The organism is Methylobacterium indicum (genome assembly GCF_001043895.1).
In the GTDB taxonomy this organism is placed as follows: domain Bacteria; phylum Pseudomonadota; class Alphaproteobacteria; order Rhizobiales; family Beijerinckiaceae; genus Methylobacterium; species Methylobacterium indicum.
Genome location: NZ_JTHF01000028.1, coordinates 1 through 18,736, shown reverse-complemented (window position 1 = coordinate 18,736; position 18,736 = coordinate 1). Strand labels below are relative to the sequence as shown.

Sequence of the window (18,736 nt, the reverse complement as noted above, 5' to 3'; positions counted from 1 at the left end):
AACGCCCCCCGCCCTCACGCCGCCCCGGGCAGCCGGTAATCCCGGAACTGGTCGCGGAGCGCCGTCTTCTGGATCTTGCCGGTGGCGGTATGGGGGATGGCCTGAACCACCACCACGTCGTCGGGCATCCACCACTTGGCGATGCGCGGCGCCATGAAGGCCAGGATGTCGGCCTTGTCGGGGGTGCGGCCCTCCTTGGGCACCACAATGAGGAGCGGGCGCTCGTCCCATTTCGGGTGCTGCACGCCGATCACCGCGGCCTCCGCCACGTCCGGATGGCCGACCGCCAGGTTTTCCAGGTCGATCGAGGAGATCCACTCGCCGCCGGACTTGATCACGTCCTTCGAGCGGTCGGTGATCGCCATGTAGCCGTGCTCGTCGATCGTGGCGACGTCGCCGGTGTCGAAGAAGCCGCGATCGTCGAGGATCGGCTCGTCGGAGCGGAAATAGGCCTTGGCCACCGCGAAGCCCGCGACCTTCAGGCGCCCGAAGGTGGTGCCGTCCCAGGGCAGGTCGCGGTTGTCGTCGTCGGTGAGCCGGAATTCGACGCCGAAGGGGGCGTAGCCCTGCTTCATCTTGAGGTCGAGGCGGGCCTCGCCCTGGAGATGGGCCACCTCGGGCTTGAGCGAGCAGTAGGAGCCGATCGGGCTCATCTCGGTCATGCCCCAGGCATGGTCGACGGTGACGCCGAAATCGCGCTCGAAGCGCTCGGTCATCGCCCGCGGGCAGGCCGAGCCGCCGATCACGACCCGCTTGAGGTGGGTGAGGCGGCTGCCCGTCGCGTCGAGGTGCTGGAGCAGGCCGAGCCACACGGTCGGCACCGCGGCCGTGACGGTGACGCCGGTGCTCTCCAGGATGTCGAGCACCGAGGCGCCGTCGAGCTTCGGGCCCGGCATGACGAGGCCGGCCCCCGACATCGGCGCCGCGAAGGTGAAGCCCCAGGCATTTGCGTGGAACAGCGGCACCACCGGCATCGCCATGTCGTTGGGCGAGAGCGCGATGTAGGCCGGGTTGTTGACCGTGAGCGCGAGCAGCACGTTCGAGCGGTGCGAGTAGAGCACGCCCTTCGGCAGGCCGGTGGTGCCCGACGTGTAGCAGAGCCCGGCCGCCGTGTTCTCGTCGAAGGTCGCCCAGGCGAAGTCGTCGTCGGCCTCCGCCAGCCAGTCCTCGTAGGCGACGGCGTTGCGCAAGGATGTCTGCGGCATGTGGGCGCCGTCGGTGAGCACGACGTAGCGCTCGATCGTCGGCAGCTTGTCGGCCAGGCGCTCGACCAGCGGCAGGAAGGTGAGGTCGAGGAGGAGAATCCGGTCCTCGGCGTGGTTGACGATGTAGGCGATCTGCTCCTCGAACAGCCGCGGGTTGACCGTGTGGTAGATCGCCCCCACGCCGGTGATGCCGTACCAGGCCTCGAGGTGGCGCCAGGTGTTCCAGGCCAGCGTCGCGACCCGGTCGCCGAGGCCGATGCCGTCGGCCGTGAGGCGCTTCGAGAGACGCAGGGCCCGCTGCCGGATCGTGGCGTAGTCGGTCCGGTGCATCGGCCCCTCGACCGAGCGCGAGATCACCGGGCGGGCGCCGTGCTGGAGCGCGGCATAGTCGATGACGCGGTGGATCAGCAGGGGCCAGTCCTGCATCAGGCCGAGCATGGCGTGTCTTCCTTCCCGTGGGGAGCGCGGTCGCGGCCGCGCCCTCGATCGCCGGGGCCTCGTGGACCCACGGTCATGGGAGGGGAGCTTACGGCAGCGGTGCGGAGGCGGCTAGAGCGGCGCCCGCGCGCATCCGGGGATCGTCGGCGCCGATGGATGGCGCCGGGATGGTTCCGATGTAAACTATTCCGATGACCGCCTCCTCTCCCGCCCGGACCCTCGCCGCAGACCCGATGCCGGCCGACGCTCACGCCGGGGCCGATCCGCTGCGGGTCTGGTTCCGCTTCATCCGCCTGCACCGGCGCGTCTCGGCCGCGGTGGCGGCGGAGTTGAAGGCGGTCGGGCTCTCGATCCCGCAATTCGACGCGCTCTCGACCCTGTCGGAGCGGGAGGGCCTGACCCAGCAGGAACTGGCCGAGCGGCTCTACGTCACCAAGGGTAACGTCTCGGGGCTGATCGATCGTCTGGTCGAGGCCGGCCTCGTCGAGCGCCGGCCGATCCCGGGCGACCGGCGCTCGCACGCCCTCCACCTGACCGAGGCCGGGCTGGCGCTGGCGCAATCGGGCATCGCGGCGCAGCGCGCCTACGTCACCCGCACCCTCGGGCGGCTGCCCCCCGGGGACGTGGACGAGCTGGAGCGGGTGGTGCTGGCCTGGCGCGACGCCGCCCGGGCCGATCGCGGCTGAAGCGGGTGCGGGCGGCTCAGCTGACCGTCCGCTTCTCCACGTCGAGGACGACGCCGTTCGGCGTCATCCGCTCGCGGGCGACGAGCCGGTCGCCCGGCAGGAAGACGCCGAGCGGCACGTCCCGGTCCGGCAGCACCACGGTGGCGCTGCGGTTGACGAAGACCAGCACGTGCCGGCGCTGCGGCAGCGAGGCGACGGCCCAGCGCTTGAGCTGGCTGTAATACGGTTCGCGCTTCCAGACCGACGGCTGGCTCGGATCGACCTGGACGTGCAGGAAGCGCGTCGTCGGATCGAGGCTCAGCACCATCTTGGCCTTGTCGGGCTTCCATTCCGGGCCGATCCAGCCTTCCGTCATCCACAGGCAGTGGAAGGCGCGGCAATGGCCGGGCCGCGTCTCGTGGATGCCGCAGCCGCGGCCCGGCTTGGCGTGGCGGCACCACTCGCCGGCCACGCTCTCCACCGCCGGCACGTCGTAGACCTTGCAGCACAGGGTGCAGGCGCCGCAGGCGCGGCCGGGCGCGGGCGTCGAGACGAGTTCGGCGGGGTCGAGCATGCGCGTCGGTCTGACCAGGAATGTGCGGGGGTTCCGCGAGGGCGGCCCGGGTTGTGCGTCGGCATCGCGCCGCTAGTGTGACGGCGCAAGCGAATTCTGCTCCGCCCATCGGGAGCCTCTCCGGTTCCCCGACAAAGAAAGCGATCGCGACGATGCTCTCGAACCTCGCCACCCGCGACGTCGAAACCCTGATCCACCCCTACACCAACCTGGCGGCCTTCCGGCAGACGGGGCCGCTGGTGCTGGAGCGCGGCCACGGCGTCTGGGTCTACGACACCGACGGGCGGCCCTATCTCGAGGGCATGGCCGGCCTGTGGTGCACCGCGCTCGGCTATTCCAACGAGGAGCTGGTCGAGGCCGCCCGCGAGCAGATGGCGCGCCTGCCCTTCACCCACCTGTTTTCCGGCCGCAGCCACGACCCGGCGATCGAGCTCGCCGAGACCCTCAAGGAGCTGGCGCCGATCCCGGTCTCGAAGGTGTTCTTCACCTCGTCCGGCTCGGAGGCCAACGACACCCAGGTCAAGCTGACCTGGTACCTCAACAACGCGCTTGGCCGGCCGCAGAAGAAGAAGATCATCGGCCGGCACAAGGGCTATCACGGCGTCACCGTGGCGTCGGCCTCGCTCACCGGGCTCACCGCCAACCACGCCGACTGGGACCTGCCGCTGCCGGGCTTCCTGCACGCCGCCTGCCCGCACCATTACCGCGGCGCCGAGGCCGGCGAGACCGAGGAGGCCTACTCGGCGCGGCTCGCGGCCGAGCTGGAGGAGATGATCCTGCGCGAGGGCCCCGAGACGGTCGCCGCCTTCATCGCCGAGCCGGTGATGGGTGCGGGCGGCGCCATCGTGCCGCCGAAGGGCTATTTCGCCGCGATCGCGCCGGTGCTCGCCCGCTACGACGTGCGGTTCATCGCCGACGAGGTGATCTGCGGCTTCGGCCGGCTCGGTACCTGGTTCGGCTCCGAGGCCATGGGCATGAAGCCCCACAGCCTGTCCTTCGCCAAGGCGCTGACCTCGGCCTACATGCCGCTCGGCGGCGTCACGGTCGACGAGACGCTCTACCAGGCGATGCAGGACCAGAGCCGCAAGATCGGCACCTTCGGCCACGGCACCACCTATTCGGGCCATCCGGTGGCGAGCGCGGTGGCGCTCAAGACCATCGAGATCTATCGGCGCGACAAGATCATCGAGGGCGCGGCCGAGAAGGCGCCGCACTTCCAGCGCCGCCTGTCTGCCCTGGAGGAGCACCCGCTCGTCGGCGAGGCCAAGGGCCTCGGCCTGATCGGCGGCCTCGAGATCGTCGCCGACAAGGCGACGAAGCGCCAGTACGACCCGAAGGCGGGCGTCGCCGCCCGCTGCGTCGCCTTCGCCCAGGAAGAGGGGCTGATCGTCCGCTTCCTCACCGGCGACCGCGTCGCGGTCTGCCCGCCCCTGGTGATCCGCCCGGACGAGATCGACACCCTGTTCGACCGCCTCGGCACCGCGCTCGACCGCACCCAGGCCTGGATCCGCGAGCAGGGCCTGACGGCCGTCTGATACGATCTCCGGGAGATCCTTTTCCGGAAGTCGTATCGAGAGCCTGCGCGGCGCTTGAGCGAGGCCGGTTTCCGCATCGCGAAGCGGTCGATCGGAAACCGGCTGATCCGGCGTCTCGGACGAAAGACCGCCCGGCCGTTGCGGGCCGGGCCGTTCGACGCGGGGCTCCACGCTCCGCGTCGACCAGGACGACCCTGCGATCCGCCGAGCCGAATGCGTTTTGGACAAGCGCGCGCCAGACGGGGCGGATACGCGTACGAGAGGGCAGGTCCCGGCACATCCCCGCTTCCCTGGTGCCCACGACCACGACCGGCCCCAAGGTCGAACATTACCGTTAGGGATGCCCGTGAGTTCCAGGCCGGGCAACGGCGCCGCTCGGCGCCGCTACCGGCAAGGGATTGCCGGAACACGACAATTGCAGCCCGACCGGCGACCGCAGCCTCGTCCGGGCGATCGGTACCCGCGAAACACAAACGGTAACTTTAAGCAACACTTCACACCTCCCATCCAGATTTCGAACGAAATCTGGTCACAGGAGGACCACACCATGTTTCGCAAGCGGCAGGATGATTTGTGCGGGGCAAAGCTCGCCGCGCTCGACAACTCGCTTGCGATCATCGAGTTCAACCTCGATGGCACCGTGATCACGGCCAACGCCAATTTCCTCGATCAACTCGATTACCGGCTCGACGAGATCGTCGGCCGTCATCACCGGATGTTCCTCGATGACGAGACGTCCAACTCTGCCGAGTACGCAACGTTCTGGGAGACATTACGCAAGGGTCAGTTCTTCGCCGGCGAGTTCCTGCGCGTCGGCAGGAACGGCAAGCGCGTCTGGCTCGAGGCAACCTACAATCCGGTCTTCGATGCGACCGGCAAACCGGTCCGGGTGATGAAGGTCGCCGCCAACATCACCAAGAAGAAGAACGAGGTCAGCCGCCTCCTGACGATGATCGAGGGCATGCCGGTCGCGGTGATGACCGCCGACCCTCACAACGACTTTCGCATCGACTACATGAACGCGATGTCGCGGCACACCCTCGGCCCGCTGGGGCAGTACCTTCCGGTCGCGACGGACCTGATGATCGGGACCTCGATCGACGTGTTCCACAAGAACCCGGCGCACCAGCGCCGGATGCTGGCCGATGCGAGCCGGCTACCGCACCGGACCAAGATCAAGCTCGGACCGGAGACGCTCGACCTCCAGGTCTCGGCGATCATGGGCCCGGACGGCACCTATCTCGGGCCGATGCTGACCTGGGCGGTGGTCACCGCCCAGGTGAACATGGCCTCGGACGTGTCGCAGGTCGTCGGCGCGATGAGCAGCGCGGTCGAGGAGATGCAGCGCTCCGCCAACGGCCTCGGCCAGTCAGCCGATGAGGCACGCGAGCGCGCCGCGACCGTGGCCGCGGGATCCGAGGAGATGACGGCCGCGATCCAGGAGATCTCCGGTCAGGTCGGCCGGGTGTCCGAGCGCGCCCAGCAGATCGCCGCGCAGGCCGAAGCCACCGATTCGACGGTGCGGAGCCTCTCCACCAAGGCCAAGGAGGTCGATTCGGTCGTCGGGATGATCTCCACCATCGCCGACCAGACCAACCTTCTGGCGCTCAATGCCACGATCGAGGCGGCCCGCGCCGGGGCGGCGGGCCGCGGCTTCGCGGTGGTGGCGGCGGAGGTGAAGGAGCTCGCCGGCCAGACCGCCAAGGCCACCGGCGAGATCACCCAGCGCATCGGCGACATCCAGGGAGCGACCGGCGAGGCGGTGGCGGCGATCGCCACGATCAGCGCGGCGGTGGCGGAACTGTCGCGGCTGACGCTCGCCATCGCGAGCGCCGTCGAGGAGCAGGCCGCCTCGACCCAGGAGGTGTCGTCGAACATCGTGGCGGTGGCGGACGCCGCCAACGCCACGCGCCGGATCGCCGAATCGGTCCGGACGGTGTCGGAGAGCCTCGCCGGCCATTCGAGCGGCCTGACGGGCAGCGTCGAGAAGTTTTTGAAGGCGGGCTGAAGCGCCCTTCGAGCCTGAGACCCGGAGAGTCGCTGGAATCTTTTATCCCACCCGCGACCTCATCCTGAGGTCTTGGGTGGGACAGCCGATAAGATGGCTCGCTGCGCGGGTATACTGGTCCGGCACCAGGCGAAGGGAACGGATTTCACCGCTCCCTTCCATCGTTCACAACGGGATGTTGTCGTGCTTCTTCCAGGGCTGCTCGCTCTCCTTGGTGCGGAGCATGGCGAGCGCCCGGGCGATGCGCCGACGGGTCGAGTGCGGCATGATCACCTCGTCGATGTAGCCGCGCTCGGCGGCCACGAAGGGCGACATGAAGCGCTCCTCGTACTCGGCCGTGCGCGCCGCGATCTTCTCCGGGTCGCCGAGGTCCTGGCGGAAGATGATCTCGACCGCGCCCTTGGCGCCCATCACGGCGATCTGGGCGGTCGGCCAGGCGTAGTTCACGTCGCCGCCCACATGCTTGGAGGCCATCACGTCGTAGGCGCCGCCGAAGGCCTTGCGGGTGATGACGGTGACGAGCGGCACCGTCGCCTGGCTGTAGGCGAAGAGCAGCTTGGCGCCGTGCTTGATCAGGCCGCCATATTCCTGCGCGGTGCCCGGCAGGAAGCCCGGCACGTCGACGAAGGTGACGATCGGGATCGAGAACGCGTCGCAGAAGCGGACGAAGCGGGCCGCCTTGCGCGAGGCGTCCGAGTCGAGGACGCCAGCGAGCACCATCGGCTGGTTGGCGACGAAGCCGACGGTGCGGCCCTCGACCCGGGCAAAGCCCGTGATGATGTTGCGGGCATACGCCGCCTGGATCTCGAAGAAGTCGCCCTCGTCGACGACCCGCCGGATCAGCTCGCCCATGTCGTAGGGCTTGTTCGGGTTGTCGGGGATCAGGGTATCGAGGCTGCGGTCGAGGCGGGAGGGATCGTCGAAGCTCTCGATCTCCGGCACGCCGGCCTGGTTGTTGGCCGGCAGGAAGTCCATCAGGCGCCGGATCTGCAGCAGCGCCTCGACGTCGTTCTCGTAGGAGCCGTCGGCGATGGAGGATTTCGAGGTGTGGACCTTGGCGCCGCCGAGCTCTTCCGCCGTCACCACCTCGTTGGTCACGGTCTTGACCACGTCGGGCCCGGTCACGAACATGTAGCTCGTGTCCCGCACCATGAAGATGAAGTCGGTCATCGCCGGCGAGTAGACGTCGCCGCCCGCGCACGGCCCCATGATCACCGAGATCTGCGGGATCACGCCGGACGCCGTGACGTTGCGCTTGAACACCTCGCCGTAGCCGCCGAGCGCCGCAACGCCCTCCTGGATGCGGGCGCCGCCGGCATCGAAGATGCCGATGATCGGGGCGCGCATCTTGAGCGCCATGTCCTGGACCTTGATGATCTTCTGGGCATGCGCCTCGGAGAGCGAGCCACCGAAGACCGTGAAGTCCTTGGAGAAGACGAAGACCGCGCGACCGTTGATGGTGCCCCAGCCGGTGACGACGCCGTCGCCCGGGATCTTCTGGTTCTCCATCCCGAAATCGTTCGAGCGGTGCTGCACGAACATGTCGAACTCTTCGAACGACCCGGAATCGAGGAGGAGCTCGATGCGCTCGCGGGCCGTCAGCTTGCCGCGCTTGTGCTGCGCCGCCACCCGGCTCTCGCCACCGCCGAGCCGGGCCTGCGCACGCCGCTGGTCCAGCCGATCGAGGATGTCCTTCATGCTGTCGCCCGTCCCTGAAGAAATGTCGCCCGCCCGCCGGGAGGCTCCTGGCGCGGGACGTGTCCCGCACCAGACTTGCCCCGAACCAGACTTGGCCGTGCCTGCGGCCTTAGCACGCGCCGGGGCGCTGCGAAAACTCGGTCTTTATGGGCGGGGCGACGCGGGACGAACGCGAAGGGCCGCGCCCTCCCCTGCCGGGACGGCGCGGCCCTCGATCATCCGTGCCGCTCGCGCCGGGCGGGTGCTCGGCGCGAGCCTCGGATCGGTGCTCGTGCCTCAGAGCAGGGCCTGACCCGGCTCCTGCTCGCGGGCGAGGCGCAGCAGGCTCTGGCCGTAATTGGTCTTGGCGAAGAGCTGGCCGCGGGCCACCACCTGCTCGCGGGTGATGAACCCTTGCGTGTAGGCGATCTCCTCCAGGCAGGCGACCTGCATGCCCTGGCGGTGCTGGATGACGCGGACGAACTCGCCGGCTTCCAGCAGGTTGTCGTGGGTGCCGGTATCGAGCCAGGCATAGCCGCGCGACATGCACTCGACGTGGAGCTGGCCGCGGTCGAGATAGGCCTGGTTGACGTCGGTGATCTCGAGCTCGCCGCGGGGCGAGGGCTTCACGGCCGCCGCGATGTCGAGCACCTGGTTGTCGTAGAAGTAGAGGCCGGTCACCGCCCAGGGCGATTCGGGGTTCTTCGGCTTCTCGACGAGCTTGGTGGCGCGGCCGTCCTTGTCGAGGGTGACGACGCCGTAGGCCTCGGGCTGATCGACATGGTAGGCGAAGACCGACGCGCCGGTCTTGCGCGCCTTGGCCTTGGCCAGCAGCTCGCGCATGCCGGCGCCGAAGAACAGGTTGTCGCCGAGCACCAGCGCGACCGAGTCGTCACCGACGAACTCGCGGCCGATGATGAAGGCCTGGGCCAGCCCTTCCGGCTTCGGCTGCAGGGCGTAGGAGATGTTGATTCCGAACTGCTCGCCGGTGCCGAACAGGCGCTTGTAGTTGTCGATATGCTCCGGCGACGAGATCAGCAGGATGTCGCGGATGCCGGCCAGCATCAGCACCGAGATCGGGTAGTAGATCATCGGCTTGTCGTAGACCGGCAGCAGCTGCTTGTTGATCGCCAGCGTCGCCGGATGCAGCCGCGTGCCGGACCCGCCGGCGAGCACGATGCCCTTCATGGTCGAAAACTCCTCAGGCTTGTTTCGCAGCGGGACCGATGAGCTGGTCCAGGATGTCGTCGAGGGCCGCCTGCCACGGGCGCGGCACGAGGCCGAAGGCGGCGGTCAACGTCTCGGTCGACAGCTCGGAATTGGCCGGCCGGGTGACCGGGGTCTTGAAGGCCGTGCTGGGGATCGGTTCGACCGGCACCGCGCGCGCGCCGCGGGCCGCCGCGCCGGCCATGATGGCCTGCGCGAAATCGTACCAGGTCGTCGCCCCGGCATTGACGCAGTGATAGGTGCCGGCGGGCGCCGCCGGATCCTCGGCGAAGCGCAGCGCGATCGCGACCAGCGCCGCCGCGAGGTCGCCGGCCGAGGTCGGGCAGCCGCGCTGGTCGGCGACCACCGTCAGCTTGTCGCGCTCGGCCGAAAGCCGCAGCATCGTCTTGACGAAGTTCGCCCGGTGCGGGCTCACCACCCAGGCGGTGCGGACCACCGCGTGGCGCGGGTTGCCGGTGCGCACCGCCATCTCGCCGGCGGCCTTGCTGGCACCGTAGACGCTGACCGGATGTAGCGGGGCATCGGCGGCGTAGGCGCCGGTCCCCGTCCCGTCGAAGACGTAGTCGGTCGAGACGTGGATCAGCGGGATGCCGGCCTTCGCGGTCTCCGCCGCCAGGTAGGCGGCGCTCAGCGCGTTGAGCCGCCAGGCGGCGGCCACGTCGCTCTCGGCCTTGTCGACCGCCGTGTAGGCGGCGGTGTTGATCACCGCCGCGTAGGGACGCGCGGCGATGGCGCGGGCGACCGCCGCCTCGTCGGTGATGTCCAGCGCCTCCCGGGTGGGGGCGTGGACGACCACGCCCTCCCCGAAGGATTGCCGCTGCAACTCGGTGCCGACCTGGCCGCCGCCGCCGAGGACGAGGATCTCCCGCGTCATGGCTTCACTCCGCGCTCAGGCCGAGGCGCTCGCCGGAATAGCGGCCCTCGCGGATCGGGCGCCACCACGACTCGTTGTCGAGGTACCAGCGCACGGTATCCTCGAGCGCCTGCTCGAAGGTGCGGGAGGGCGTGTAGCCGACCTCGGCCTCGGCCTTGCTCGGGTCGATGGCGTAGCGCCGGTCGTGGCCGGGACGGTCGGTGACGAACTGGATCAGGCGCTCGTGCGGGCCGGCCTCGGGACGGAGACGATCGAAGATCGCGCAGAGCGTCTTGACCACCTCGAGATTGTTGCGCACCGAGCGGCCGCCGAGCAGGTAGGTCTCGCCGATCCGGCCCTTCTCCAGCACCGCGACGAGGCCGCGGGCATGATCCTCGACGTGGATCCAGTCGCGCTCGTTCTGGCCGTCGCCGTAGACCGGGAGGTTCTTGCCCTCCAGGGCGTTGAGGATCATCAGCGGGATCAGCTTCTCGGGGAAGTGCCGCGGCCCGTAATTGTTCGAGCAGTTGGTCACCAGCACCGGCAGGCCGTAGGTCTCGTGCCAGGCACGGGCCAGGTGGTCGGAGGCCGCCTTCGAGGCCGAGTAGGGCGAGCGCGGGTCGTAGCGGCTGTCCTCGGTGAAGAAGCCGCCCGGGGGCAGCGAGCCGTAGACCTCGTCGGTCGAGACGTGGAGGAACCGGAACGCGTCGCGCTCCGCGCCCTGCAGCGTGTTGTAGTAGGCGCGCGCGGCCTCCAGCATCACCTGGGTGCCGACCACGTTGGTGCGGATGAAGGCGCCCGGCCCGGTGATCGAGCGGTCGACATGGCTCTCGGCGGCGAGATGCATCACGGCTTGCGGCCGGAACTCCTCGAAGAGCGTCGAGACCTTCTCGTGGTCGCAGATATCGGCTTCGGCGAAGCGGTGGCGGTTGTCGCCCTTGAGCGGCATCAGCGAGATCGGGTTCGCCGCGTAGGTGAGCGCGTCGAGGGTCAGGACCTCGTGGCCGAGCTCCCGGACGAGGTGGAGGACCAGGGCCGAGCCGATGAAGCCGCAGCCGCCCGTGACGAGGATGCGCATGGGGTAGGTGATCTCCGGAAGAATGAGGGGTTGGCGACCGCGGATCGTCAGAACAGGGCGGGCAGGTCGGCGAAGCGGGGCGCGACCTTGTCCTTGGCCGAGAGCTGGGCCTCGGCCTCGCTCACCGGCCAGTCGATGCCGAGATCGGGGTCGTTCCACAGCACGGCGCCGTCGTGGTCCGGACTATAGACGCCGCCGGCGACCTTGTAGGCCACCATCGTATCGGGCTCGAGGGTGCAGAAGCCGTGGCCGAACCCGATCGGCACGTAGAGCTGATGACCGTTCTCGGCGTCGAGACGTGCGGCGACGTGCCGGCCGTAGGTGGGCGAGTCCCGGCGCAGGTCGACCGCGACGTCGAGGATCGCGCCGGAGAGGACGCGGATCAGCTTGGCCTGGGCGAAGGGATGGCGCTGGAAGTGCAGGCCGCGGACGGTGCCCTGTTGCGCCGAGAAGGACTGGTTGTCCTGGATGAAGTGGTCCTCGACGCCGTGGGCGGCCAGGATGTCGGCCCGGTAGGTCTCCGAGAACCAGCCGCGGGCATCGCCGTGCCGCTTGGGGATCACGAGCTTCACTGCCGGGATCGCCTGATCGATGACCTGCATTCTTGCCCACCTTCCGATATGACGCGGCGGATTCGTCCGGCGGCTCATGACCGGCAATCGTGGCACGAGCACGTCGGCCCACGGCGGGACGATCCGGGTTCCCGCAGCCTCTACTTCGCGGATGCGAGATGGGCAAGGCCGGACGAGGCTTGGGGCCGCGGGGCGGAGACGATCCGCAACAGGCTTCCGCACAGTCCCGGTGCCCCGGCACGGAGACCCCGCCTCCCGACACCGGCAGGATTTTGGAACAATCGGAGCAATATTTGGGACGGACCCGCGAGACAGTCGAACGACTGAGACCGAGCCCATCGTCGGGAGCGCGAATGCCGCTCCCGATGGAGACGACAGGCTTGGTCGCCACCAGAAAGACCCGGCCTGTGGCTCTCAGGCATCACCCAGGGCGCCAGGGTGTCGACACCCGATCGGGCGCCGACACGATCTCACGCAGCCGCCAGAACCGCCGCGATCGCTTCCAGGGCAGCCTCGGCCGCCGCCCCGTCCGGACCGCCGGCCTGGGCCATGTCGCGGCGACCGCCGCCGCCCTTGCCGCCGAGCCGCTCGGAGCCCGCCCGCACCAGGGCGACGGCGTCGAACCGGCCGGTCAGATCCTCGGTCACGCCGACGACGAGGCCGGCCTTGCCGTCGGGCGCCACGCCCACGATCGCGACGATCCCGGAGCCGAGCCGCTTCTTGCCCTCGTCGGCGAGGCTCTTGAGGTCGCGCATCTCGACGCCCTGCACGACCCGGGCCATCAGCTTGGTGCCGGCGACCTCGCGCACGCCGTCGTCGCCGCCACCGGCCGCGCCCCCGCCCATGGCGAGCTTGCGGCGCGCGTCGGCGAGTTCCCGCTCCATCCGGCGGCGCTCCTCGAGCAGGCTCGCCAGGCGCTCGGGCGCCTCGGCCACCGGGGCCTTGAGCAGGGCGGCGATCGCCGCCAGCTGGCGGCTCTCCCCCGCGAGATGGCGGCGGGCGGCGTCGCCCGTCATCGCCTCGATCCGGCGCACGCCGGCGCCGACGGCGCTGTCGCCGAGGATCGTCACGACGCCGATATCGCCGGTGCGCCCGACATGGGTACCGCCGCACAGCTCGACCGAGAAGGTCTTCGGGCGGCCGTCGGCGGCCTCGTCGCGGCCCATCGAGACCACCCGGACCTCCTCGCCGTACTTCTCGCCGAACAGCGCGCGGGCGCCCGACGCGATGGCGTCGTCGACCGCCATCAGCTTGGTCACCACCGGCTCGTTCTGGAGCAGCACCCGGTTGGCGATCTCCTCGACCCGGGCCAGCTCCTCGGCCTCGATCGGCTTCGGATGGCTGATGTCGAAGCGCAGGCGCTCGGGGGCGACGAGGGAGCCCTTCTGGGCGACGTGGTCGCCGAGCACCTGGCGCAGGGCCTCGTGCAGGAGGTGGGTGGCCGAGTGGTTGGCGCGGATCGCCGAGCGGCGGCCGTGATCGACCTTCAGCTCGACCGGCTGATTGAGGGTCAGGCTCCCCTCCTCCACCGCGACGTGGTGGACGAAGAGGTCGCCGAGCTTCTTTTCGGTCGCGGTCACCCGGGCGCGCAGGCCCTGGCCGCTGACCAGGCCGGTATCACCGACCTGGCCGCCGGACTCGCCGTAGAACGGGGTCTGGGTGACGACGAGGAGGCCTTCCTCGCCGGCCCGGATCGCCTCGACCTCGGCGCCACCCTTGACCAGCGCGGTGACGACCGCCTCGGCACCTTCCGTGTCGTAGCCGAGGAACTCGGTGGCGCCGGTGCGCTCGCGCAAGCCGTACCACAGGGTCTCGGTGGCGGCCTCGCCCGAGCCCGTCCAGGCCGCCCGCGCCGCTTCGCGCTGGCGCTGCATCGCGGCCGTGAAGCCGTCCGTGTCGACCGTGATGCCGCGGGACTTGAGCGCGTCCTGGGTCAGGTCGAGGGGGAAGCCGTAGGTGTCGTAGAGCGTGAAGGCGGTCTCGCCCGACAGGCTCTGGCCGTCCGAGAGGTCGCGGGTCTCGGCGTCGAGGATCGAGAGGCCGCGCTCCAGGGTACGGCGGAAGCGGGTCTCTTCGAGACGCAGGGTCTCGGCGATCAGGCTCTCGGCCCGCGCCAGTTCGGGATAGGCCTGGCCCATCTCGCGCACCAGCGTCGGCACGAGGCGGTACATCATCGGGTCGCGCGAGCCGAGGAGCTGGGCGTGGCGCATGGCCCGGCGCATGATCCGGCGCAGCACGTAGCCGCGGCCCTCGTTGCTCGGCAGCACCCCGTCGGCGACGAGGAAGGACGAGGCGCGCAGGTGGTCGGCGATCACCCGGTAGGACGCCGTCTGCTTGCCCTCCGGCGCCCGGCCGACCTGATGCGCCACGGCGTCGATCAGGCTGCGGAAGAGGTCGGTGTCGTAGTTGCTCTTCACGCCCTGGAGGATCGCCGCCATGCGCTCGAGGCCCATGCCGGTATCGATCGAGGGACGCGGCAGGCCGACCCGGTTGCCCGGCTCGATCTGCTCGTACTGCATGAACACGAGGTTCCAGAATTCGAGGAAGCGGTCGCCGTCCTCCTCCGGGCTGCCGGGCGGACCGCCCCAGAGTTCCGGACCCTGATCGATGAAGATCTCCGAGCACGGGCCGCACGGGCCGGTATCGCCCATCTGCCAGAAATTGTCGGAGGTCGGGATGCGGATGATGCGGTCGTCGGAGAAGCCGGCGATCTTGCGCCACAGGGCGGCGGCGTCGTCGTCGTCGGCGTAGACCGTGACGAGCAGCTTCTCGGGCGAGAGCCCGAATTCCTTGGTGACGAGGTTCCAGGCCAGCTCGATCGCCAGCGGCTTGAAATAGTCGCCGAACGAGAAGTTGCCCAACATCTCGAAGAAGGTGTGGTGGCGCGCCGTGTACCCGACGTTGTCGAGGTCGTTGTGCTTGCCGCCGGCGCGCACGCATTTCTGGGCGGTGGTGGCGCGCTGGTAGGGCCGCTTCTCGACGCCGGTGAAGACGTTCTTGAACTGCACCATGCCGGCGTTGGTGAACATCAACGTCGGGTCGTTGCGCGGCACCAGCGGCGAGGACGGCACCACCTCGTGACCGTGCTTGGCGAAGTAGTCCAGGAAGGTGGACCGGATCTCGTTGACGCCACTCATGGGAAGAATCGTCTCTGCGGAAGGCGGGCCGGGCGGGCGGGCGTGAAAACGGGGCGCACCGGCGGGCGGCCCGCGGATGCATCCGCGTGTCTTTAGTCACGCGCTCCCCCCGTGTCGAGGCGGAGCGCCGCCGCTATGTGCGTGGGAAGCAAGCGCGGCCGCCGGCCCGCCGGCAGATTCCTCGTTCCGGGACTTGTGCTTCGATGACCGACGAAATCCGTCTCCTCGCCCTCTCGGCCGCCCTCGGCTTCGCGCACATCATGGCCGCCTCGACCGCGGGCCTCGCCCAGCGCGGCGGCCTGACCTGGGCGGCGGGCAACCGCGAGAGCGAGGGCGAGGTCACCGGGGCCGCCGCCCGGCTGAAGCGGGCCTCGGCCAACTTCTTCGAGACCTTCCCGCTCTTCGCCGCCCTGGTGCTGGCGGCAGCCGTCTCGGGCCGCCAGGGCGGCGCGGTGGCGTGGGGGGCACAGCTCTACTTCTGGGCCCGGCTCCTCTACCTGCCGATCTACGGCTTCGGCATCCCGTGGATCCGCACCCTCGTCTGGGGCGTGGCGATCGTCGGCATCGGCTTCGTGTTTGCCGGGCTGTTCGGCTGGGCGGGGCCGGGGGCACCGTAAGTGAGCAGGCCGTCCGGCAGCCGATCGAGGCGCGGGTTTCCCCTCTCCCCGCGGGAGGGAAGAGGCCTGAGCTCCGAAGGGGCTCAGGTAGCCCGAAGGGCGAAGGTGAGGGGGTGTTTCCGGAGGAGTCTCTTCCCGGACCCACCCCCTCACCCTCGCTCCGGCTTGCGCCTGCGCTTGCCGGCTACACGACAGGGTGTAGCCGGCCCTCTCCCCGCCCGCGGGGAGAGGGGGATACGCGCGCCTTTATTGGGTCCTTGACAGCCCCGCGGAACAGAAAAAGGGCCGCCGCGCTCGTCGCGCGGCGGCCCCGGATGTCGTCAGAACCGATCCGTCGGGATCAGGCCGACCCCTCGTCGAGGTCGTCGGCCGTCGGCGTCGCGTTCTCAAGGATCTTATCGGCCACGAGGCCCGAATTCTGCCGGATCGAAGCCTCGATCTTGTTGGCGATGTCGGGATTGTCGCGCAGGAAGCCCTTCGAGTTCTCGCGGCCCTGGCCAAGGCGCTGGCTGTCGTAGGAGAACCAGGCGCCCGACTTCTCGACGATGCCGGCCTTGACGCCGAGGTCGATCAGCTCGCCGACCTTCGACACGCCCTCGCCGAACATGATGTCGAACTCGACCTGCTTGAACGGCGGCGCCACCTTGTTCTTGACCACCTTGACCCGGACGCTGTTGCCGATCGGCTGGTCGCGGTCCTTCAGGGTCGAGATGCGGCGGATGTCGAGGCGGACCGAGGCGTAGAACTTCAGTGCGTTGCCGCCCGTCGTGGTCTCGGGGCTGCCGTACATCACGCCGATCTTCATCCGGATCTGGTTGATGAAGATGACCATGCAGTTCGAGCGCGAGATCGAGCCGGTGAGCTTGCGCAGGGCCTGGCTCATCAGGCGGGCCTGGAGGCCCGGCTGCTGGTCGCCCATCTCGCCCTCGATCTCGGCCCGCGGGGTCAGCGCCGCCACCGAATCGACCACCAGGATGTCGATGGCGCCGGAGCGCACCAGGGTGTCGGTGATCTCCAGCGCCTGCTCGCCGGTATCGGGCTGGGAGATCAGGAGGTCGTCGAGGTTGACGCCGAGCTTGCGGGCATAGACCGGATCGAGGGCGTGCTCGGCATCCACGAAGGCGCAGACGCCGCCCTTCTTCTGGGCCTCGGCGATGGTGTGGAGCGCGAGGGTGGTCTTGCCGGAGGATTCCGGCCCGTAGATCTCGATCACGCGGCCGCGCGGCAGGCCGCCGACGCCGAGCGCGATGTCGAGGCCGAGCGAGCCGGTCGAGACGACCTCGACCTCCTGCACCTTGTCGCCCTTGCCGAGCCGCATGATCGAGCCCTTGCCGAAGGCGCGCTCGATCTGGGCGAGGGCGGCGTCGATCGCCTTCGACTTGTCTTTGTCCATGGTCGGGTTTTCCACCAGTCGCATCTGGGGCTGAGCCATCTCGGCGGGTCCTTATGGCAGGAGGGGCGACAAGTCTCAATCGCGCGGCTGGGATTTATGTACCTGTTTTGTTCTCTTCCGGCAAGGGCGGGAGGGGCATTCATCGAGGCATTTTCGGGGGATCAGGCGCCGTCGAGGGCCCGGAGCAGGTTGGCGTTCGACCAGGACGGCCAGCCGGTCCCGGCGAAGTCGCGGTCGTGGCTCCAGATGTCGGCGTCCAGCAGCCAGGCGCAGGCGAGGACATGCGCGTCCGACGTCGAGCCGTTGCGGGAGGCGACGGCGTCGGAGAGGACGCCGGCCGCGCTCTCGATTCGGTCGGAGTAGTACGAGGCATCAATGACATCGATCCCGGCGAGAATCACACCCGCGCGCACAGGTGCTCCCGCCGGGAGATCCGGAACACTCAGCAGGACCCGCTGGACCTTCTCCGCAACGCGGGCGGATGTCGCTACGAGCCGTCGATCGGCAAGTGCGTCGAAGACCGACACGGAGCGGCACCCCAAGGCGGCACTCAAGACGATGTTGGTATCGACGACCGGCATGCTGGAAGGCCGTCGCAGAGGAAGATCCGCGTCGGCAGACCTCTCCGTCACTCGGCGCCGCGCTCGGCCAGCAGCCGATCAATGGCAGCGTTCTCTTCGGGAGTATACTTTTCCGCATCCGCCCGAATATCGGCTATCACCTTGCGCATATACTCCGGAGATGCCTGGTGGATCGGCAACAGAATGCCGACGGTCGCGGTGCCGTTCTTGATCGGCATCGCATGCGGCAGCGCCTGGATCGCGCCGGCCGACATCGTCTGGAGTTCGCGCATGCTGATCGCGGTCTTCATGGCCACCCCCTGGTTACATACATGGATGTAAGTCCCGCAGGCGGCGGCCACGAGCACGGCGATCCGGACGCCCTCACCCCGCCATCGTGGTCTTCACCGTCTCGACGAGCTGCTTCAGGCTGAACGGCTTGGGCAGGAAGTTGAACTCCTCGCCGTCGGGCAGGTTCTTGCGGAAGGCGTCCTCGGCGTAGCCGGAGACGAAGATCACCTTGAGCGAGGGGTGGCCCTTGCGCAATTCGCGCAGCAGGGTCGGGCCGTCCATCTCGGGCATCACCACGTCGGAGACGACGAGGTCCACCGGCACGTCGCGCTCCTCCATGATCTGCAGGGCCTCGAGGCCCGAGGCCGCCTCGAGCACGGTGTAGCCGCGGGCGGTGAGCGCCCGGGCATTGACCGCGCGGACGGGATCCTCGTCCTCGACCAGCAGGATCGTGCCGTGGCCGGTGAGGTCGCGGGCCGGCGGCTTCTGGGCCTCCGCGGCGGATGCCGGAGCCGGGGCGCCGCCGGCGGCGGGTGCGGGCAGGTCCGCCGAGACCTCGGGGACCTCCGCCTCCGGAACGGGGACGTGGCGGGGCAGATAGATGGCGAAGACCGTGCCCTGGCCGATGGTCGAGCGCACGTCGATGTAGCCGCCGGACTGCTTGACGATGCCGAACACCGTCGAGAGACCCAGGCCCGTGCCCTTGTTGACCTCCTTGGTGGTGAAGAACGGCTCGAAGATTTTTTCCATCACCTCCGGGGTCATGCCGGTGCCGGTGTCGCTGACCTCGATGAGGACGTGGTCGGCGCCCGGCAGGCCGTTGAGGCGCAAGGCACCGACGGCTTCCGCGGCCATGTTGGCGGTGCGGATCAGCAGGCGCCCGCCCTCCGGCATCGCGTCGCGGGC

Annotated in this window: 16 protein-coding genes; 4 read left to right on the top strand and 12 right to left on the bottom strand. The window is 69.3% G+C overall.

Annotated features, from left to right (window positions below; genetic code table 11):
- Positions 1-14: 14 nt before the first annotated feature.
- Positions 15-1,643 (bottom strand): long-chain-fatty-acid--CoA ligase, encoded by a 1,629-nt coding sequence (locus tag QR78_RS03915; RefSeq protein ID WP_048426193.1) that lies wholly within the window; start codon positions 1,641-1,643, stop codon positions 15-17.
- A 233-nt stretch (positions 1,644-1,876) separates the two neighbouring features.
- Here QR78_RS03915 and QR78_RS03910 point away from each other — a divergent pair, with 233 nt between their 5' ends.
- Entirely contained in the window at positions 1,877-2,329 is a 453-nt protein-coding gene (locus QR78_RS03910) for a MarR family winged helix-turn-helix transcriptional regulator (RefSeq protein WP_244276530.1), read from the top strand.
- Between the two features lie 16 nt (positions 2,330-2,345).
- Here the strand turns inward: QR78_RS03910 and QR78_RS03905 are convergent, their stop codons facing one another.
- Positions 2,346-2,882, bottom strand: a complete 537-nt coding sequence (locus tag QR78_RS03905; protein WP_048426191.1) for a hypothetical protein — start codon at positions 2,880-2,882, stop codon at positions 2,346-2,348.
- A gap of 152 nt (positions 2,883-3,034) precedes the next feature.
- Between QR78_RS03905 and QR78_RS03900 the strand changes: the two genes are divergently transcribed.
- Together QR78_RS03900 and QR78_RS03895 are read left to right on the top strand one after the other, a co-directional pair.
- The gene (locus QR78_RS03900; protein WP_048426190.1) at positions 3,035-4,417 is read left to right on the top strand and encodes an aminotransferase; all 1,383 of its coding nucleotides are present in this window, start codon (positions 3,035-3,037) and stop codon (positions 4,415-4,417) included.
- A 547-nt stretch (positions 4,418-4,964) separates the two neighbouring features.
- Positions 4,965-6,425 carry a methyl-accepting chemotaxis protein gene (locus QR78_RS03895; protein WP_048426189.1) on the top strand — a complete coding sequence of 487 codons (1,461 nt, stop codon included), beginning with the start codon at positions 4,965-4,967 and terminating at the stop codon, positions 6,423-6,425.
- Positions 6,426-6,590: 165 nt separating this feature from the next.
- On the opposite strand, the gene QR78_RS03890 is transcribed toward QR78_RS03895, so the two are convergent.
- From QR78_RS03890 to alaS, 6 genes are all read right to left on the bottom strand, one after another.
- Positions 6,591-8,123, bottom strand: coding sequence for an acyl-CoA carboxylase subunit beta (locus QR78_RS03890; RefSeq protein WP_048426188.1), 1,533 nt, complete (start codon positions 8,121-8,123; stop codon positions 6,591-6,593).
- Positions 8,124-8,399: 276 nt separating this feature from the next.
- Positions 8,400-9,290, bottom strand: coding sequence for a glucose-1-phosphate thymidylyltransferase RfbA (rfbA, locus tag QR78_RS03885; RefSeq protein WP_048426187.1), 891 nt, complete (start codon positions 9,288-9,290; stop codon positions 8,400-8,402).
- A 13-nt stretch (positions 9,291-9,303) separates the two neighbouring features.
- Positions 9,304-10,203, bottom strand: coding sequence for a dTDP-4-dehydrorhamnose reductase (gene rfbD / locus QR78_RS03880; RefSeq protein WP_048426186.1), 900 nt, complete (start codon positions 10,201-10,203; stop codon positions 9,304-9,306).
- A gap of 4 nt (positions 10,204-10,207) precedes the next feature.
- Positions 10,208-11,260 (bottom strand): dTDP-glucose 4,6-dehydratase, encoded by a 1,053-nt coding sequence (gene rfbB, locus QR78_RS03875; protein ID WP_048426185.1) that lies wholly within the window; start codon positions 11,258-11,260, stop codon positions 10,208-10,210.
- Between the two features lie 47 nt (positions 11,261-11,307).
- Positions 11,308-11,862, bottom strand: a complete 555-nt coding sequence (rfbC, locus tag QR78_RS03870) for a dTDP-4-dehydrorhamnose 3,5-epimerase (RefSeq protein WP_048426184.1) — start codon at positions 11,860-11,862, stop codon at positions 11,308-11,310.
- A 440-nt stretch (positions 11,863-12,302) separates the two neighbouring features.
- Complete coding sequence (gene alaS / locus QR78_RS03865) at positions 12,303-14,969, bottom strand: alanine--tRNA ligase (protein WP_048426183.1); 2,667 nt, start codon at positions 14,967-14,969, stop codon at positions 12,303-12,305.
- A gap of 203 nt (positions 14,970-15,172) precedes the next feature.
- On the opposite strand from alaS, the gene QR78_RS03860 reads away from it, so the two are divergent.
- Positions 15,173-15,586, top strand: coding sequence for an MAPEG family protein (locus QR78_RS03860; protein ID WP_048426182.1), 414 nt, complete (start codon positions 15,173-15,175; stop codon positions 15,584-15,586).
- Positions 15,587-15,926: 340 nt separating this feature from the next.
- On the opposite strand, the gene recA is transcribed toward QR78_RS03860, so the two are convergent.
- The 4 genes from recA to QR78_RS03840 all read right to left on the bottom strand — a co-directional run.
- Positions 15,927-17,018, bottom strand: a complete 1,092-nt coding sequence (recA, locus tag QR78_RS03855; RefSeq protein ID WP_048426181.1) for a recombinase RecA — start codon at positions 17,016-17,018, stop codon at positions 15,927-15,929.
- 122 nt (positions 17,019-17,140) lie between these two features.
- Positions 17,141-17,560 carry a PIN domain-containing protein gene (locus QR78_RS32355; RefSeq protein ID WP_082171972.1) on the bottom strand — a complete coding sequence of 140 codons (420 nt, stop codon included), beginning with the start codon at positions 17,558-17,560 and terminating at the stop codon, positions 17,141-17,143.
- A 47-nt stretch (positions 17,561-17,607) separates the two neighbouring features.
- Positions 17,608-17,850: a hypothetical protein gene (locus QR78_RS03845; RefSeq protein ID WP_125901217.1), complete on the bottom strand. Its 243-nt coding sequence runs from the start codon at positions 17,848-17,850 to the stop codon at positions 17,608-17,610.
- Positions 17,851-17,923: 73 nt separating this feature from the next.
- The coding region (locus QR78_RS03840; RefSeq protein WP_048426178.1) for a response regulator at positions 17,924-18,736 on the bottom strand (813 nt) is incomplete at its 5' end.